Origin of the sequence: Streptomyces sp. VNUA24, assembly GCF_029167005.1 — a bacterium.
GTDB lineage: Bacteria > Actinomycetota > Actinomycetes > Streptomycetales > Streptomycetaceae > Streptomyces > Streptomyces scabiei.
The window spans coordinates 154,726-173,100 of record NZ_CP119143.1; the positions used below are offsets into that span (position 1 = coordinate 154,726).

Genomic DNA, 18,375 nt, shown 5'->3' on the forward strand with positions numbered 1-18,375 from the left:
CAAGCTGCCGTGCTCTGGAGACCGGGTGTATCGCCGTTACGGCACGGGGATGCTGGCCTTCTCGGGGAGCACGTTGGGGGGCCGATGGGGTACACCGCCCTGCACGCGGGCTGGGGCCGGCTGGATGCGTCGCTGGACGATCTGGGTTGTGGCCGGTCCTGGGCGGACGTCCACCGTGTGAAGGGGCTGGAGCTGGCGTGTCCGGAGTGCCGGGGAAGGGTGTTCGCGCGCCTCTCCCCGCACCGTGCCAGGCACTTCTACCACCAGGTGCGGCCCGACGACTGCGCGCTGGCGAACGAGTCGCCGGAGCATCACCTGCTGAAGCTGGAACTGGCCACCGCCGCCCGGGCAGCGGGCTTCAGAGCTGAGCTGGAGGTCGGCAACGAGGCCCGGACCTGGCGTGCCGACGTGCTGGTCTTCGACCGGGAGGACCGGCCGTTCATGGCGCTGGAGGCACAGCTGTCGCCGATGACGCCGCAGGACGCGCGGATGCGGACGGACCGCTACGCGGCGGACGGTGTGGCGGTGTGCTGGATCTCGATGGAGAAGCGGCCGTGGGAACGCGGCGTCCCCTCCCTGCGGGTAGCGCCCCCCAGGAACCACGGGGACGCATGGACGGTGCGCCATGGCATGGCGCGCTACACCTGGGCCGCGCCACGCACGGTGAAGACGAAGGCGGCGTGGACTCACATCAGCTGTTCCCTGGACGAGGCGGTCCGGCGGATTCTCCAGGGACGGGTCCACACCCATACCGGCCCGGACGGCACGGTGTGGTGGACCGCCCGCTCGTACGTCCGCCTGGCCATCGCCGGGGCCCGGCTGGAGGCCGATGCCGAAGCCGTCCTACAGGCGGCTGCCGTCGAGCAACGCCGACGGACCGCACAGGAGCAGGCCGCTGCCACCGCGCGGGCCCGACTGGCCGCCGAGCAGCGCAGACTGGCTGCCGAGGACCGTCGGCTGGCGATGTTGGAAGAGGCGCACGAGGAGCAGCAGGCGGAGCAGGAGCGGCTGACGGACTTCTTCGAGCACGCGGGCATCAAGGCCGGGCTGTGGCCGGTGTTCATGCAGTTGGTCCGCTCCGCTGCTGGCAAGGACGTCGTGTGCGGCAACCAGAGCCCTGCCCATGGCAATGGGCTGCTCCTCTACAGCAGGCCGCGCAAAGGGGCCGCGTATCAGCCGGCCGGCGTGGTGTGCCCGGACCCCTCGGCGCTCGCCCGGTGGCCTGCGGACCTGACCATCCTGGTCCCCCACCGGGCCTGGCTGTTGCGTATCGAGGAAGCCGCCCAGAGCCCGCTGAAAGTCGCCGTCCTGAACCCGGTCACCAAGCACTGCGCCTACGAACGCATCGGCCCCCGGACCGCGACGCTGACGTGAAACGCATCAGGGTTCAGGCGTGGTGAGCACCAGTCGGCAGCGGGGGTGCGGGCTCGGAAACCCCCGAGCGTGCATACCGCGTACCGGCTGCGTACAGGAGGCGGTCCCCACTGCCCGCTATGGAGCGTCCGCGGGACGAGCTGTCGACGACGGCATAATTCCCCAGGGGCTGTGGTCACGCAATTCCCCAAGGCCTGGCGGGCTCAGACATCATCGAATGGTTCGTCACTCCACCTGAACCAAGCACGACCGTCACTGATGTGCAGAAGAAACTCTGCGACCGGACCTGACGGGGCCGCCAGAGACAAGGTGTCCGCGATCCGGTCGTAGGAGTCGTCGAACCGCTCGTACTCCTCCGCCTCCATCAGAGCCAGCGACTCGTCGAACCACGGCTTCACCTCTCCGAACGTCGGCGTTGGAACGAAGCGACCGTTCAGCCATGGGAAGTCGGCCTGGTCGATCACGATCTCGCCGAGCAGATCCTCCTGCCGCATCAGTCGCCAGACTTCGCCCTCGAAACCCATCCCGCCAGCTCCCCAACCATGTCCTGGTGCCGCCGGGCAGCCTCTCACGCGGCAAGGACAACGAGGCAGGAGCGCCAGCGAGCTGCTGGCCAGCCGCATCGGCGCTCCTGCCCGCGATAGATCAAGGCCGTCAGGGCTTGTCGCTGGGGTTCTTGGGGCGTGGAGCAGCTTGCGTGCCGCCGCGGACGCCCTCGGCGGCGGGCGAGCCCGACGGCTGACGGTCGCGGCCGATACACGGCCGCATGCCTACAGGGTTCTGGGAGTCTGCTTCGGCTCGAAGACGCTTGGCGGGGTGCTCGGCTGGGGGGCGGGAGCCTGGCGCAGGACCTGGGCCAGGTCGCGGTGTATCCGGTCGGCTTCCCCGCGAACCTGGACGGGGACATCGCCGCGTTCGGCGACGAGGCGGTCGTAGACGGGGGTCTGCTGAAACACGGTGGGGCGGTTTCCCTTCAGCGGGCGGTACGCCGGACCGGCGCAGCATACGGGCCCCCGGACCCGCCTGTCGGCAGGGGGCGTTCAGGCCAGGACGGCGGGGACGGCGTCCTCGGTTGTCCAGTCGCCGTCGAAGAGGGCGGCAACCAGGCAGGCATGGGTCTCGGGGAGCTGGCCGGTGCGGTGCTTGGTGCGGGCTTTGGCGAGCCAGGCTCCGATCTTGACGGTGTCGCCGTCGACGCGGATGGTCTCGCGGGCTGTGGGGGCGCGGCTTTCGCGGTGGAGGAAGAGTCCAAGGAGCTGGACGGTCTGTTCGAAGGTGCGGCGGGTACGGCGGGCCGGGGTGAGGGGGTTGGTGTCGGGGGTGAGGCCGAGGGTGGTGAGCAGGTGCTGCTGGCCGGGGTGGAGGGCGGCCCAGGTGGTCAGTTGGCGGTGGAGCCAGGAGCCGATCTTCACCCCTGCCAGGAGGGTGTCGCGGGTGAGGGCAGCCGGGTCGGCGCCGGAGGCGAGGTGGGCGCGGAGCAGGTGGTATTTGCGGTGCCAGTCCGCGCCGTGGGGCAGGCGCCAGTCGGCAGCGAGTGCGGTGAGGGCGTCGGCGCGGGCGGCATCGAGGGTGTTCTTGGCGGCGAGGTGGCGTTGCTCGGCGAGCCAGGAGCCGACGGGGGTGGTGGCAGGGGCGGCGAGGTGGCCGTGCGCGTGGTGGTAGTCGGCTGCGGCGGCGAGGCGGGAGCGCCAGGCGGCGTCGTGCTTGTCCCAGATCATGTCGAGGGTGTCGAGTTCGGCGATCCAGTCGGCTTCGAGGCGGCCGGCGGTGCGGGCGTCGCGCATGGTGGTGATGAAGGTGCCCAGCCGGTAGCCGGTGGGGTCGGTGTGGTCGGCGGGGACGTCGAGGTGGCCGTACTGGTCGCGGTAGGACTGGGCGGCTGCCAGGCCGAGGCGTCGGGAGCGGGAGACGGTCTGGTCGCGGGGGTCGAAGGAGACCAGGTCCATCGCCTGGGCGATGCGTTCGGGGTGGACGGTGAAGTCGAAGTGCCAGCGGCGCTGGATGACGTCGCTGGTCTCGCGCGGGAGGCGGTTGGCCTTGTCGGGCAGGCGCTCCAGGATGCGGTGGTCGTGGCCGGCCAGCGCGCAGGCGATCGCCCAGACGGGTTCGTAAGGAGTGCCGAGGATGTTCTCGCCGTCGGCGCCGGGCGGGACGTAGACGGGGACGATCAGTGAGGCGGTCTTGCCGCTCACGTCGAGGCGCAGGGCGCGGCCCAGGGCCTGGACGCAGCGGATGACGCTGCGGGTGGGGTCGGCGAAGACGATGGCGTCCACGCTGGGGATGTCGACGCCTTCGGCGATCAGGCGGGAGTTGGCGAGGATCGCGCAGTCGGCGGCGGCGAACGCGGTGAAGGTGTCGGCGCGCTGGGCGGGGGTGTGCTCGCCGTGGGCGAAGAACAGGTCGGGGGTGATGTCCGGGACGAGGCCGGGGTCGGTGCGGGCCAGCATGCGCAGCGTGTGGGGGAGTTCGCGGGCGAAGCGGCGGGCGTCGGAGACGAGGGTGAAGTAGACCAGGACTTTCTTCAGCCCGTGTTCGGTCATCGCGCGCAGGACGGACAGGTGCAGGGCGGTGGTGCGCAGCGCGCTGTCCGGCCCGTCGCCGTCGCCGCCGGGGGTGGTGGCGGGGGTGGGGAGGTTTAGGCGGCGGCGCAGGTCGGTGTCGGTGAGGGTGGGCACCACGATGCGGTAGTCCGCCGCCCGGCCGTCCTCGACGGCCTGGGCGAGGGGGTATTCGAAGACCTTCTTCCCGTACATCTGCTCGTTGTCCATGGAGTTGGCGAACGCGTCCACGTCCGGGTTCGGCCCGGTGGTACGGCGGCGGGGGCGGGTGACGTCGGCGGACTCGGCCAGCTCGGGGGCGGCGAAGATGCGGGGGGTGGCGGTCATGTAGAGGCGGCGATCCGCGCGGATCCGCTGCGTGTCGTTGACGATGGCCCACTTCTTGTCAGCCCGTCCGGCGATCCGGTGTGCCTCGTCCATGACCGCGAGGTCGAACGGCGGCACCGCGTATCCGGTGTTCTGCGTTTCCTTGATCTTGTCCAGGGAGTCGTAGGTGCAGATCACCGTCAACGCGGGAATCTGGTCCTCCCCCTCCCCTACCACCGACATCAGCCCGCCCAGCGCGTGGGGGTCGGTGGTCGACATGACGCGGGCCGCGACCAGATCGTCGCGACCGCTGGTGTCCATGGAGGAGACGATCACCAGATGCTCCAGGTGACCGTCCCGGCGCCACGCCAACGCGGTCTGCGCGGCCAGGTCCAGGGTGGGGACCACGAACAGCACCAGCCGCGCTCCGAGTTCATCCGCCGTGCGGATCGACACCAGCGTCTTGCCGGTGCCCGTCGCCGACACGAACAGACCCCGCGTCCCCGCCCGCCGCAGATGCCGCACCAACCGCTCCACTGCCTCCGCCTGGTCAGGGAAGAGCCGCGCACGCCCAGGGCGGCCGGGGCGCGGCAGGTCCACCACCGTCATGACAGCTCCTTGCCGAGTCAGTGACTCCAGTAGTCGCGGCGGGGCAGTTCGACCCACACATCGGGCGGTCCGACGACGGCGCGCCTGTCGGTCAGGCGCAGTCCTGCGAAGGCGCAGGCGTAGGCGACGGCGTTGTGCTGGTAGAGGTAGGAGGCCAGCACCTGCGCGGAGGTGTCGTCCTCGTCCGGGTCTCCGCCGGGGTGCAGGTCCGAGCCCTCGATGCTTCCGTTGCGGGCGATACTGCCCTGGTTGCCGCTCTTGGGATTGGCGTACAGGCCGTAGCAGAGGGTGCCGGCGGACAGCCGGGTCAGCACGCCCGGCATCTGCGGCGCGTATCCCCAGGGCTGGGTGATCACACAGCCGCCCGGCACCGACGTCACGCCGATGATCTGCAGGCTCTCGTCCATGTCGTACGCGTAGGGCTCCTCCAGCAGCTCGTTCAGCACGCCGAGGAGTTCGCCGTCCACCACCGGCGTGGCCTCAAGGCGGCGTACCGCCTCGGCCGCGTCGATGCCCGCCACGCAGGCCAGGCCCGTGCCGTCGTAGTCGAACTCACCCAGCGCCGCGGTGAGGCGGTGTGCCTCCTGCGCTGCCGCACGCTCGGAGTCGCTCAGGGACACCCCTTCCGGCACCGGGAACAGCCCGGGCGTCGGTCCGGCCAGGCTCAGCCGCCCCGGTGACCAGCCGCCCAGCGACAGCCGCCACGGATCGGCCCCGGCAGCGGCGAGCACTCGTGCGTTGGCCGGCTTCCGGGACACGACGGCCTCCCACAGTGCCGTCACCCCGTCCTCCAACGCGTCCACATCCGCAACCCGGCGGGCCAGTTCCGCCACAGCCTCCGAGGAGCCGAACACCGCCGCCCGATGCAGAGGACGGCTCCCGTTCCAGCTCTCCGGATCGGCGCCTCTATCAAGACGACGGCGAATCTCCTCGGCATCCGTCCAGTCCCAACCCATGCCGGCCCACCCGTCGCCCGCTGCCACCGATCCCCCTCCGACCCATCGCATGCTTTCGTCAGCCCCGCCCGATGACATCCCTCAAGGCCGCTGGCACACGACTTTATCACCCCGAACACATCACGTACGCTAAATGTGCGTTAGCTGTACGCCATTGGTACGCCATAGGGACGCTTCAGGGTAGGGTGAGGGACGGAGGTGTCCCATGTCCGAGTTGTTCGACGCGGTCGACGCGCTGATCGCGTCCCGGTCCCCGCTGCCGCCGCCGGCCGAGCGCAGGCGGCTGCGCCAGGCTCACGCGCTCACCCTGGACGAGGTGGCCGCCGCCCTGGCCGTGCGGCGGGCGACCGTCGGCGGCTGGGAGTCGGGCAAGGCCGAGCCGCGCCCCCCGGAGCGGGAGGCATACGCGCGCCTGCTGAAGCAGCTCGCCCAGCTCTACCCCGCCCCCCAGGACACCGGCGCCCCGCAGGATGAGGCCGCCAGGCCGCAGACGCTCACCACGCAGGCGTCCGCAGCACAGGCTCAGCCCCCGGCCGGAGCCCCGGAGGCCCCGGCCACAGCTGAGACCGAAAAGGCCCCGCCCACTCCCCCGCAGGCTGCTGCCGCACCGGCCACCGTGACACCTCCGCGCGCCGCCCGGGCGCCGCAGACCTCGCGCCGCCCGGGCACGAAGAAAGCCGCCCCCGCGGGCACTGCGGTATCCGGGGGTGCGTACGCGCACGGCCCGCTGCTCGTCCTCGACGCCGACTCCGAGCGGAATGTGACCGGCTACGGCGTCGGCGGTCTGATCCTGGACGTGCCCGCCAAGTCGCTGCCCGCGCTGGTGGAGTGGACGCTCACCGAGGCGCAGCTCGGGGCGGAGAAGCTGCACGGCTCGGGCAAGGACGCCGATCCGCTGCTGGTGCTCACCGAGGCCGCGTGCGAACGCTACGGGCTGCCCGCCGCCCTGTCCGATTCCGAGCGGCTCGCCGGACGGCTGCCGGAGGGACACAAGGTCATCAGGCAGCTCGAGCGCGCCGACTGGCAGCTGACCAAGCGCGGGCTGGGGCCGTGGGCGCGGATCTACCGCCCCGCCCAGGGCAGCCGACGTCAGTGCGTGCAGCTGTGCATCCCCTCCTGGCGGGCCCTGGACGACCGTGCCTGGGGCCATGCCGCCCAGCTGGAGCCTGCGGAACTCGCCCGGGTATTGGGGGTGTACGCGGCCCGGGTGATGACGCCGGTCGGCTCCACCGCCGTGACCGGGCTGCAGCTGATGACCGCGCTCAGCCCGCCGACCCGCGCGAGCGAGCCGGACGCCGACGGCAGGCGGCACCGCGAGCACCGGCCCGGCTCGCTGGGCACCGAGCCGGTGGACCCCGCACCGTGCGAGGCGACCGACGGGCACCCCGTCCTGGCCCATCTGCCCCGCTTCCACGTGCGCGGGCCCGACGAGAGGCTGTTCGAGGAGGCCTACGACTGGGCGCGGGACCTGACCGATGACGAGTGCATGCAGCGGCACCTGGTCGGCCTGGATGTGAACCTCGCCTTCGGCGCGGCCGCCAACGGCGCCGTCGTCGGCCTGGCCACGCCTCCCGTCCATGTCACCCGCCCCGCCTTCGATGCGGCGGCGGCTGGCTCCTGGCTGGTCGACCTCTCCCACGTCGACCTGTCCCGGGTGAAGGTCGGCAAGCAGTGGCGCGAGATCGACGCCGCGCTGCTGCCCAGCCCGTTCACTCCGACCGGCGAACGCCCGACCGGTCCGGCCTGGTACGCCACCCCGACGGTCGCCTACGCCGTCGAACTCGGCTACGACGTCACGCCGCTTCAGGCGTGGGTGCGCCGTGAGAGCGGCCGGTTCCTGGACGGCTGGTACAAGCGGCTGCGCGACGCCTACGTCGCCACCATGACGGACCTCGGCGTCGCCGAGAAGCTGCCCCCGGCCGACTTCCTGAAGGCGATGGACGGCTACAAGCAGCGTGACCCCGAGATGGCGATCGTGGTGGACGCGGTCAAGATGACCGTGAAGGGCGGCATCGGCAAGCTGCAGGAGAAGGCGCGCGGCGGCGGCTGGAAGCCGGGTCAGGCCTGGCCCGCCCTCGCCCGGCCGACGTGGCGCCCGGACATCCGTGCGACCGTCATCTCCCGGGCCCGGATCAACATGCACCGCAAGATGCTCAACCTCGCGGCGGCCACCGGCCGTTACCCGGTGGCGGTCCTCTCCGACTGCGCGGTGTACGCCGCCGACGGCCCCAGCCCCCTGGACGTCCTGCCCTACGACGCCGACGGCAAGACCGTGCCGGGCAGCTTCCGGCTGGGGGTGTCGCCCGGGATGGTCAAACATGAGGGCACCCAGAGCGTGCTGTGGGGTGCCAACGTGCTCGAACAGCTCGGCGCCGACGGCCACGTCGCCAACCTCGCCCGCTACATCAAGACCGGCGAGGTCACCGCCAAGGACACCGGAGAATAAGGAGCGTTACGGCGTGGTCACGGTCGGGGAAGAACTCGACAAGGCGGTGCAGGGCGCCTTCACGCGTCCCGTCCCCAAGTCCGCGGGGGCGCAGATGCGCTACCTGGTCAAGCAGCACCAGCGCAGCACCCAGCGCGTCGCCGAACTGCTCGGCATCAGCCAGCGCACCGTCGAGCGGTATGTGAAGAACCAGATCAAAACCCCCCGGCCCGAGCTCGCCGGCCGCCTCGCACACGAAGTCCGCATGCGCTGGCAGCCGCAGATCCGGGCCAGAGCGAAAGAGGCCGCAGCCACCACGAGCGGCATCATGATCGATGTGCAGGCGAGGTTCGGCTACACCGCCGCCGCCGGCAGCACCGACCAGGCCCGTGTGCGTCACCTCACCCTCGCCCTGCCGCCCCGTCACGCCGCCCGCCTCCTTGCAGCCCAGGAGGCAGGGGTCGACGAGGACGAGCTGCGTCAGGTCGCGGCCGAGGCCCTGGGTGAGGTGTACTTCCGCGACAACGGCCGCCGCGCCCACGGCCTCGAAGTGGAACTCAAAGACCTCGTCGACCTGCAGTTCGAGCTGTAGCGCGGGCGGGGCACCGGGAGCAGGAGAACAGGAACTGAGCCGAAGCACGATGGTTGTCACCAAGGCAGGCGTGCTGTCACCAGGCCCGCCGGGCAGCGAGTGCCGAGCAGGGTTCCGGACCGCGGTGCAGTCTCAGGTGTCCACCCCGGCCTCCCACTTGCGTCGGCGCAGCACGTAGTCGCTGAAGAGGTGTCGGCTCCGGTCGAGCAGTTCCCCCACCTCCGCATCACCGCGCCGCGCGTCCGCCGACGGATGCCAGCGCTGCGCGGACTGGCCGGCCCAGGTGCGCAGCTTCACATCCGGGTCCTCCAACAGGCCGACCGCCGCCCGTAGCGCCACGATGCCGCCGCGCGCGTCGAGCAGCCGGAACGCACCGACGCGGACGTGCCGCGGCCGCTCGGAGCTGGTGCGCTCCAACAGCCAGTCGGCAGGCAGTTCCTTGACCGAGGGCAGCAGGGCGACGGCCGTCTCGCGGACGACACCGGCGGCAGGGTCGTCCAGGAGCGGCCGCAACTGGTCCGCGTCCGCGCAGTCCAGTGCCCGCAGCCCTGCCACCGCTCGCGCCCGCACCCCTGCCGCCGGGTGCACGAGCAGCGGCCACAACAGCCCTGCGTCCGCGCGGTTCCCGCACTCGGCCAGCCCGATGACCGCACCGGGCGGCAACTCGGGGTCGTCCGCAGCCGTGCACCGCTCCCGGTACCAGGCCGCCGGATCACCTCCCTGCTGTCGTACGACATACCGTGCGCAAGCACGCACGAGCGCGGAACGGTCGCTGAGAAACGGCTCCGCCTGCTCTGACCTCCCCGCCCGCCGCAGCGCGGTGACGCCGGCCGAACGGGTACGCGGGTTGCGCGCGGACAGCAGTGGAGACAGCACATCCTCGTAGGCCTCCTCATCCCCAAGAACCGTGAGCGCCGCTGTGGCACACAGGTCCTGGACCACGGTGTCCTGGTCCCGGGCGGCCGCGCGGGCCAGCTCGGCGGGACGGAGCAGCCGGCCTTCGACGGCCAGCCGGTAGGCGAACCGACGGACGATGCGGTCGGGGTCAGCAAAGAGTACAGCGAGCTGCCCGTGAGATGCCTGACGCAGAATGTGGCCGAGCGCATCGACACCGAAGGCGCCTCTGTCGCGGCGGCCGACGCGGAGGATGAGCGGCGCGAGGTCGAGGGCAGAGTCGATATTCAGGGCCTCGCACAGCAGTTGTCGGGCGCGCTCGCGCACCGGCTCGACCCAGTCGGTGCAGCGGATCACGACCAACGGCAGCAGGCCGGGGTACCGGACCGACTGGCGCAGGGCCTCCTGACGGATCCGCCCGTCGCGGTGGCAGAGGGCGAGTGCGAGCCGGGACTCGCCGAGCTGAGTGAGGTCGGCGGGCAGTGGGGCGGATTGTTCCCACCCCGGCAGGAACTGCGGGCGGTACCAGGCCACCTCGCGTACTGCTGCGTCCAGCGCGAGCCAGTCAGCGGGGTCGGCGACATCGAGCGTGCTCTGCAGCGGCGCACCTCCCGCGAGCCGCATCGCTGCCGCTGCCCTGTCCTCGATGTCCTCGAGCATTTCCGCCCCTCCAGCAGTCGTACCAGGCGATCGTAGGGGCGGGGATCGCACAGGGCGCTCGAAATACGGCCCGTGATGGCCGAGGGCCGCCGCCCGGCACCCACCACAAGGCGCACGCTCGCCAACAGTCGGGTGGCGACGCCTACGGGGAGTCCTCGGCTCCCGCACCGTGGTGGGGGGCGTCGCAGGTCATGCGGGTGCGGGCCGTGTGGCCTGCATCGACGCGGCGTACTCGTCGGCCGCCGTGACGTCCTCGGGGGCTGCCCACCCGTCGTAGCGGGTGCCCAGGGCTGTGGTGGCCGTTCGGGGGACGAGGCGGCTGTACAGAAGAGCGTCGACGAACTGTGGGAGATCCCGTTCCTCGCCGTGGTCCCAGCTGGCGTGAACAGGGCCGTGCCAGAACGGGCTGGGGTCGCAGACCTCCGCGCAGGCCACGACGCTGAACCGGCGCACGAGCGGGTGCAGACGGATCCACGGCCCGTCCGGCCCTGTGGGACGGTACAGGCGGGCGGCGGGCACCCGGTCGAGCCAGCGCGCGGCGCGGTGCGTGAACCAGACCACGCCGAGGCCGTCGTCCTGGTAGCGGCGGGTGCGCGCGAGGACCTCGTCGACCGACGCGGAGGAGACCTGCGCCTCCAGAGCGGTCCGCGCTCCTGACAGCGCGGTGACGAGGACGTCGGCCCGCCAGCCGCCGTGCGCGGCGCGCACCTCCAGCTCCGCCCGGTGGCCGGTCTCCCGCGCGGCGGCGGCCAAGGCCCTCTTGAGAGCGCGGTGTTCCTCCGTCTCGCCGGCGGCCGCGCAGGTGGTGCTGCGGCGGTCGTGTGCGAAGAACCGCCCACCGCGTCCGGACACCTTCGCGTGCATCGCCAGCCCGCATTCCGTGCAGGCCAGCACCGGCCTCGGCCGCACCCGGTACACCGCCTCCCAGGCCATGCCGACACCGAGACCGTCGAGGGTCACATCCAGCGTCCCGTGCCCGTGCAGGCGCGCGGTCAGTGGCATCGGCACGCTCCCCTTTCACTGATCGGTGCGGGTATCCCTCCAGCCTGCCCGCCCAGTAGCCACAAAGTCGACCGGCCCGCACGTGAGTTGCCCCAGCGAAGCATGACCCGGCACCGGGCGGCGGCCCGCTGGCGCGTGGGGTCCGATCAGGAGACCGGCAGGCGGCGAGGGGCCCGGCGAGAATCACGAGCGGCCTCCGGCTGCGGGCGGCTGTACAGAAATCTGCGGCACGTAGTTGCATCTGGTGGGCGTCGATGTCGCCTGCGGTGATCCGTGCGTCGCGTAGTTCCTGTGTGGGGCGGGCGGGAGTTGGCCAATCGCGGCCTGGAGGCTGCGGGCGTGCTGGCGGACGGTCGCGTCCCGCCACGGGTCGGTACTGAGGCGACGGGCAGGGCAGTAAGGTGCGCGGCTTCGGGCTTGCCTGGGTGGTGGGCTGCGCGTTCGGCGATGTGGTCGGTGTTGCGCAGGGCGGGTGTGTGGCGGATCGAGGCGGAGGGTGAGCTGGCAGGGTGAGGACTGGCAGCGGCATCTGCCATCGCCTCCGGTTGCGCAGGTAGTCGATACGATTGATCACCACTTTTGGCGTATGCGTGCTGTTGATCACCAGGGGGAAGCAATCGTGTCCAGCCGTGTTCAGTCATTGCAGCAAGGTGATCCGCAGCGTGTCGGCCCCTACCGCGTTGTAGGGCGCCTTGGGTCCGGCGGCATGGGCACCGTGTATGCCGCGCTCAGCGGTGCTGGGGAGCGGATGGCTGTCAAGGTCGTGCATCCGGCGCAGGCCGCCGCCGACGAGTTCCGTGCTCGGTTCCGGCGGGAGGTCCACCTGTCCCAGCGTGTTGCGGGGCCCTGCCTGGTCTCGGTGCTTGATGCTGACCCCGATGCGCCCAGTCCGTGGCTCGCTACCGCTTTCGTACCCGGTCCCACCCTCGACCGGTACGTGGCCGCCAGCGGGCACCTGGCCGGGGCCCGTCTGTATGCCTTGGCCGTGGGTACCGCAGCAGCATTGTCCGCAGTCCACGAAGCCGGTGTTGTCCACCGGGATGTGAAGCCCCAGAATGTCATTCTGGCGCCTTCGGGACCGATGGTGCTGGACTTCGGCATCGCTCATGCCTTGGACGGGACTTCCGTCACCCGCACTGGCGTGGTGACGGGCACGCCGGGGTGGATCAGCCCTGAGCATTACCGCACCGGGACGGTCGGCCCAGAGGGCGATGTGTTCGCCTGGGGTGCCCTGGTCGCCTACGCGGCAACAGGGCGTCTTCCCTTCGGCAGCGGTGCTGCGGACGCCGTGGCTTTTCGTGTCCTGTCCGCCGAGCCCGACCTTGACGGCATGGGCGATGATCTGCGCCAGCTGGTGGACAGGGCCCTGTCGAAGGAACCCTCCAGCCGGCCGGCAGCATCCGAACTCGCGCAAGTGTGTGGTGAGTTGCTTGCCAGCCAGACCACAGCCGTCACCGGGCCCGCCGATCTGCCTCAGCCGACGCTGATAGCCGACCTGGTCGGTCTCAATTGGGATCTGCCGTCCGACGAGCCGATCTGGCCTGCCCCCTCGAAACGCACCGGCCGTACTCGCCTGTACCTGGCGGTCGTCGCAGCCGCTGCCGTCGTGGGGAGCCTCGGTGGCGTCCTCGTCGCCACGCAGTCATCCACCGCCGCGCGGGGACCGGCCTCCGCACCCGGCGGTCAGAGAACGCCGGCCGCCGGCCTCACGCCTGCAGCGCAGCACTCAGCCAGCCCTGAAACCGACCCCGCGCTGACCACCTCCGACGTACCGTCATCCTCCTCGCCGATTCCTCGTTCTTCGCCCGCCCCCTCTCCCGCTTACACCCGCAGCGACAGCGCTCAGCCCACCGTTGAGGAGTGGGCCGCCGCCCGGGTACCGGCCACACAGGCGGAGAAAGCCGCCGCACAGCGCCTGCGCGAGGGCGCTGCTCCCGTCCTTCAAGGGCAGCAGTACATGGGCGACGAGGTGACCGTCACGTTCAACCCCTCGGCGCAGACGATGTTCGTCACCTTCGGCCCGGGCATCTACCCGAAGGGCAGAGCTACCAGGACGATGCCGACTGGACCGACATCGTCCGCGGTCTGATGTTCGGCAGCTGCGCAGAAGCCCAGCAGGACTTCCACGACGACATCACCTGGCCCTACGGTCGTGCCGCCGTCGTCTACCGCGAGTCGATGGCCAGCCCCCTCATCGCCAGCTTCCGAGAGGTCACCCACACCGACAGCTGCCGCGTATAGCCGCAGACCTCTACGGCATGCCCGCTGGAGGCGCGCCCTCGTCGGTCCAGTCGCCGTCGAACAGTGCTGCGACCAGAGCTTCTTGCTCGGAGGAAAGCTGGCCGGAGCGGTGCATACGGCATACGGCACGTCCGGGGCGCGGTCAGCTCCCTGGCAGCCACTCGGAGAGGCCAGCGCGGACTTGTGCGTTCCGGAAGAAGCCGCTGTGGACGACGGCGCTCGCCGACGGGACGACGAGCGGATCGGGCACGACGTACGAACCGGCGTGGTGGACGCCATCGGTCGGTACGACGAGGTCGTTGCCGACACCGAACAGCCGGTCCACCAGCCCGTCGAGCGCGCGCATCGTCAACGCCGCGTCCCGTGGGGGCTCGAAGTCGGACGTCACCGCGCGCACCGAACCCTCGGTCGGGACGGCGGAGGCGTTGAGTTCACCGAGCCCCTCCGACGCGGGGTCCATCGCCGCCAGACCGTCCAGCCCGCCGAGGACACCAGTCGCACCGTGCTTCACAACTTCGAGGACGACCTCCAGGGTGGTGCTCACCAGCTCCTCCGGGAACAGCCCGAGCAGGTTGGTGAAGACCCCTAGCAGATCGCTCAGTCGCTGCTTCTCGGCGAGGGCCGTGCCCGCGTTGGGGGTGGCGACATGGACCAGGATGCGGACGGAAGGGGCGGGCCGTCCCGCGCCCGCCAGGCCGTCCCGGCTCAGATGGCGGGCGACGAGACCGCCCCGGGAGTGGGTGACGATGTCGAGGGTGAGTCGCCGGTCAGCGGGCAGGTGCTCCAGGAGCCAGCGTGCGTTGTCGACCGGGTCCAGGTGGACGGTCGGATGGTCGAAGACCAGGACGCGGCCGTCGTAACGCCGGTGAAGGTCATGCAGCAGCAGCTCGTCGTCGGCGATGCCGCGAAAGCCGGTGCGGCACCTGCTGAACGTGCCGTGGACGAAGAGCAGGAAGGGCCGGTCGGCGAGCTCGGCGAGCCGGCCCGCGCTCACCTGCATGCCGGACCCCTCACCGGCCCCGTAACCCGCCATTTCGCCAGTCGCGAGGAATGTCTGCGGGGTGGTCAGCCGGAGCCCGTACGGGCGGTTCCTCTTCTCCCACCGGCTGACCGCGAAGTCGGCCGCGAGTCCGGCCGCCCGCTCGATCGGGAACCGCAGCAGGTGCAGGACCTTGCCGACACCGAACCCGACGATGCCCCGGTCCGCCGCCGGCCCTGTCGGGGGGAGCGCGAACTGCTGCAGCGGAACTCGGAACGTCTGCGTCCCGGCGGCCCGGTCCGTGCGGCTGCCCCGCATCGCCGTCTCGGGGAAAACCCAGCGCAGGACGCCGGTCGCATCTGCCTCCAGCAGGACCTGTCCCTCGTCCGGTGGGGGCTCGGGCGCCTCCATCAGGAGGTGCGGGCCACGAGCGCCGCTCCGATCGGTCCCGCCGGGGAGGCGTGGCACGGCCAAGTCACTCAGCGGCACGGTGAGTACCGGCCGCATCCCGGCCTCCTGCGCCGCGGTGCCCAGCAGGCGCGCGGCGGACTCGGGGACGTGGTCGGCGAGGAGTCGCTCGGGCAGCGCGCCAGGGGCCGCGTCGCGCACCGGCGTTCCGGCCGCGGCCCATCGGCGGACCTCGCCGACACGGCCACCTACCTCTGTGGACCGCAGGACCAGACCGTAGGGGAGTTCGCTGCGTCCGTCCCGTTCGAGGTCAGGCATCGTCGGTTCCTTCCCGTTGCGCTGGAGCGCCTTCCGCGGTCCACTGGACGGTCAGCCGTGGGTGGCCGAAGAAGAGGTAGGCGAGCGGGGTCGACAGCTCGGCCCCGGCCGCGCCGAACGTTCTGGCACGCCGCCTGCGCAGGTACTCGGCGGGGGATGTGCCGCCCTTGAGTACGGCCTTGTAGAAGTCCTGGGCGAAGTTCTTGGCGACCTTGTCGTCGACGTTCCACAGCGGGGCGACGGCTGCCTGCGCGCCGATGCCGAGGAAGGCGGGCACCATGCCCGCGTACGCGCCCAGCTCGCTGCGGCCCTGCCCGACCTGGCAGGCGTTGAGGAAAACGAGCCGCACCCCGCTGACCTCCACTCCGCTGACGGACCGTCGGCTCAAGTACGTGCCGTCCACCATCTGCAGACCGTCCTCCAGCTCTTCCGTGCTGAACTTCCCGTGCACGGCGAGGTGGAGGATGTCCGGCCCCCGCTCGCCCTCCAGAGCCATGAGCACTTGGTCGGTGGTGGCGTCGACGGGGTTTGCGCGGTAGTGCCGGATGAGGTGCTTGGCCTCGGCCTTCGCCTCCTTAAGTTCGGCGACGGCGTAGTCCCCGGTCACCACGGACATCGTGTGGGGTTGCAGATGCGCGGGCGGGGCCGGGGTGCGCTGCCGGTCTCCGTAGATCCAGCGGCCGACGACCGCCTGGGCGCCGAGGTGGGCCGGGGCCGCCGGGTCCAACGGCTCGGACATCAGGGCCAGTTCCCAGGGGATGTACGGGTCCCAGGTGGCCAGGAGCACGCTCGGCGGACCGACACGTTCCCCTGCGCCGCGCAGGGCGGCCCACACCTCCTCCGGCACGGCGCCGCTCGCCTCACGGCCAACTCCCTTGAGGTAGTGGGCCAGGTCGTAGGCGTCCTTGCGCTCCTGCACGCCGCGCATGACGGAGCGGGCCCAGTCGGCCTCACCACCGAGCATGGTCACGAGCGGCTTGTCACAAGCGCCGACGCCCGGGTGCGGCGAGCGGTACAGCCAGCAGTGCTGCCGCCCCTCGGCGTCGTTCCCCGGAGCCACGACGATCTCCAGATCCGGCTGGGTGCCGGCGTCCGCCTCTTCCGGCAGCACCCATACGCCTCCGGCCGCCTGCATCCGCGGCTCGTCACCGGCCGGCTCCCCAGGCACCGCACCCACGCGTACGGTCCGGTGGGCAACCCCGATGACGCTGCCGGCGACCGCGTACACCGCGGTGATCACCCGCTCCGCGGCCAGAGACTGATCGTCCACCGCCCTGAGCCTGAGCATCCGGTAGGGGTACGGATCGTCCGGACCGGCCCGCATGCGCAGAGTGAGCGGGTCCTCGCCGACCACGGCGAAGCCGTGCGCGAGGACGGAAACGTCGAGCGTGAATGTCTCGGCGGGGATGGTGAAGGGGGCGGGCTGGACGACCTCGGGTGTGGGGAGCGGGGCCAGCCCTACGCGCAGCTCGAAGGCTTCGTCAGGCACGACGTGCTGGGGAGCGTCGAGACGAGCGTAGGCCTCGCGGGTGGGGGCGGTCACCGCTAGCGCAGGCTCCTCAGCTGAGACGAGAACCCCCCTGCGCTGGGCGCCCCTGCGCTTCCACCAGTCCAGGACGCGACGAGGCATTGGCGGTCCCCCGCCCACGAATTCCTCCGGTTCCGGGGACGGCGCAAGGGGCCCGGTCGGCGGCCCCGGCGGCTGCGGGGCCTCCTTGCGCTGCAGGGGTGAGGGCGTTTCGAGAGGAAAAGGTGCGTCGTCGTACCAGGGGGGAGGTGCGTACACATACCAGGGGGCTGCAGCGGGCGGCTCGTCGGCTGCCTCGTATCGGGTCGTCGGCTCCAGCAGCCGTGTCAGGTGGGCGAGTTCGCCGGGGCGGGAGGTCGGCTCCGGCCAGCGCACGGGAGGACGGCCCAAGTGGGGCGCGGCCCTGGACAGTTCTCGCAGCGTGGCCAGGCGTTCGTCCAGATCTCCGTCCCTCAGCCGTGCGACGGCGCTGCCGATCACCTCGGCCGGCGGCGCGAGGCTCAGCAGCGCTCCGAGCCAGTCGGCCCGGCCGTCGGGCACCGCCCGAGGGAGCTCGGGCAGATCCGCCGCGAGCGTGTCCGGCAGCACCTCGATGACCTGTCCGAGGCGCTCGGTGGCAGCACGGAGGGTCTCGTCGTCCATATCCACGGCATCTACGAGGGTGGTGATCAGCACCGACAGCAGACGCTGCCTCCCACTTTCGAAGAGGGAGGCGAGCGGGGACAGATCGGACGGGAAGCCACGACCGTCCAGGAGACGTTCGGTCACCGCCGATTCCACGGCCAGCGCGGAATTCCACTCGCCCGCCCCGCCCCGTACCGAAGGTGTGACGGCAGATCGGTCCCGGGTGGCCAGCGCCCGCCGCGCCGCCTCCTGATGGGCCGAGCCATCGTCAGCGGACCACCCTTCCAGGACCGTCCGCACCTCAACCACCGGGAGGTTCCCGGCCGCCTCGACCAGCGAGTCCGGCACCAGGGGCTCCGCCTGGAAACGGCTCAGGACCAGCTCCGCGACCTCCTCCGCCGCCGCCTCGTCCAGCGGGAGCGCGGCGCACGCCGCGAGGGCTTCGGTGCGCACGCTGCGGTTGTCCTCATGGGCGGCGATACGCAGCAGCGGGCCGAGGTCGTCCGGCGTCAGGAAGCGGTGCGAGCGCAAGGCCACGGCTCGGCCCTCCGGGAAGAACGGCCCCACCACCCACGGTAGCCCGGCGAAGCTCCCCGGGCTTCTTGTGCGCCCCAGCGGCGGGACGTCCTCAGCAGCCGCTGTATGTCCTCACCACTCAGCTCACGGACATCGCCTTGTTTCTGGGCGGACGTACGGGAGCCAATGAGAGATCAATGGGCGCTGGATTCCGACCTTCAGGACCTCGGCCTCCCCGACCGGGCCGTGATGCGGTGCCACCCGGTATGCCCACCGCTCTCCCACCTCCATACGCTGCCACTCCCTTCATCAACGTCACGCCCACCATCCTGCTCCTTCGACCGCGTCAGCAGACAGACCCTCCCGGGCTCCAGACCGCCCTTGT

General features: G+C 71.3%; 13 protein-coding genes. 5 read left to right on the forward strand and 8 right to left on the reverse strand.

What is annotated here, in order from left to right:
* Window positions 1-84 precede the first annotated feature (84 nt).
* On the forward strand, window positions 85-1,374 hold the full coding sequence (locus PYR72_RS00635) for a competence protein CoiA family protein (RefSeq protein WP_275453299.1): 1,290 nt from the start codon (window positions 85-87) through the stop codon (window positions 1,372-1,374).
* A 203-nt stretch (window positions 1,375-1,577) separates the two neighbouring features.
* Here the strand turns inward: PYR72_RS00635 and PYR72_RS00640 are convergent, their stop codons facing one another.
* The 4 genes from PYR72_RS00640 to PYR72_RS00655 form a co-directional block, all read right to left on the reverse strand.
* Entirely contained in the window at window positions 1,578-1,898 is a 321-nt protein-coding gene (locus tag PYR72_RS00640; protein ID WP_210524133.1) for a hypothetical protein, read from the reverse strand.
* A 246-nt stretch (window positions 1,899-2,144) separates the two neighbouring features.
* Window positions 2,145-2,330, reverse strand: a complete 186-nt coding sequence (locus PYR72_RS00645; protein ID WP_060905170.1) for a hypothetical protein — start codon at window positions 2,328-2,330, stop codon at window positions 2,145-2,147.
* Window positions 2,331-2,414: 84 nt separating this feature from the next.
* Window positions 2,415-4,847 (reverse strand): DEAD/DEAH box helicase, encoded by a 2,433-nt coding sequence (locus PYR72_RS00650; RefSeq protein WP_275453300.1) that lies wholly within the window; start codon window positions 4,845-4,847, stop codon window positions 2,415-2,417.
* Window positions 4,848-4,864: 17 nt separating this feature from the next.
* Entirely contained in the window at window positions 4,865-5,629 is a 765-nt protein-coding gene (locus PYR72_RS00655; protein ID WP_343245505.1) for an ankyrin repeat domain-containing protein, read from the reverse strand.
* A 379-nt stretch (window positions 5,630-6,008) separates the two neighbouring features.
* Between PYR72_RS00655 and PYR72_RS00660 the strand changes: the two genes are divergently transcribed.
* Window positions 6,009-8,249 (forward strand): helix-turn-helix domain-containing protein, encoded by a 2,241-nt coding sequence (locus PYR72_RS00660; protein ID WP_275453302.1) that lies wholly within the window; start codon window positions 6,009-6,011, stop codon window positions 8,247-8,249.
* Window positions 8,250-8,262: 13 nt separating this feature from the next.
* Window positions 8,263-8,820 (forward strand): helix-turn-helix domain-containing protein, encoded by a 558-nt coding sequence (locus PYR72_RS00665; protein WP_275453303.1) that lies wholly within the window; start codon window positions 8,263-8,265, stop codon window positions 8,818-8,820.
* 132 nt (window positions 8,821-8,952) lie between these two features.
* Here the strand turns inward: PYR72_RS00665 and PYR72_RS00670 are convergent, their stop codons facing one another.
* Together PYR72_RS00670 and PYR72_RS00675 are read right to left on the reverse strand one after the other, a co-directional pair.
* Window positions 8,953-10,374 (reverse strand): hypothetical protein, encoded by a 1,422-nt coding sequence (locus PYR72_RS00670; RefSeq protein ID WP_275453304.1) that lies wholly within the window; start codon window positions 10,372-10,374, stop codon window positions 8,953-8,955.
* A gap of 189 nt (window positions 10,375-10,563) precedes the next feature.
* Window positions 10,564-11,376 carry a competence protein CoiA family protein gene (locus tag PYR72_RS00675; RefSeq protein ID WP_275453305.1) on the reverse strand — a complete coding sequence of 271 codons (813 nt, stop codon included), beginning with the start codon at window positions 11,374-11,376 and terminating at the stop codon, window positions 10,564-10,566.
* Window positions 11,377-11,872: 496 nt separating this feature from the next.
* On the opposite strand from PYR72_RS00675, the gene PYR72_RS00680 reads away from it, so the two are divergent.
* Entirely contained in the window at window positions 11,873-13,465 is a 1,593-nt protein-coding gene (locus tag PYR72_RS00680) for a serine/threonine-protein kinase (RefSeq protein WP_275453306.1), read from the forward strand.
* On the forward strand, window positions 13,465-13,617 hold the full coding sequence (locus tag PYR72_RS00685; RefSeq protein WP_275453307.1) for a hypothetical protein: 153 nt from the start codon (window positions 13,465-13,467) through the stop codon (window positions 13,615-13,617). The genes PYR72_RS00680 and PYR72_RS00685 overlap by 1 nt, the downstream gene beginning before the upstream one ends.
* A 142-nt stretch (window positions 13,618-13,759) precedes the next feature.
* Here the strand turns inward: PYR72_RS00685 and PYR72_RS00690 are convergent, their stop codons facing one another.
* Both PYR72_RS00690 and PYR72_RS00695 read right to left on the reverse strand, forming a co-directional pair.
* On the reverse strand, window positions 13,760-15,322 hold the full coding sequence (locus tag PYR72_RS00690) for a hypothetical protein (protein WP_275453308.1): 1,563 nt from the start codon (window positions 15,320-15,322) through the stop codon (window positions 13,760-13,762).
* Entirely contained in the window at window positions 15,315-18,011 is a 2,697-nt protein-coding gene (locus tag PYR72_RS00695; RefSeq protein WP_275453309.1) for a CHAT domain-containing protein, read from the reverse strand. Before PYR72_RS00695 ends, PYR72_RS00690 begins: the two co-directional genes overlap by 8 nt.
* Window positions 18,012-18,375: the final 364 nt, after the last annotated feature.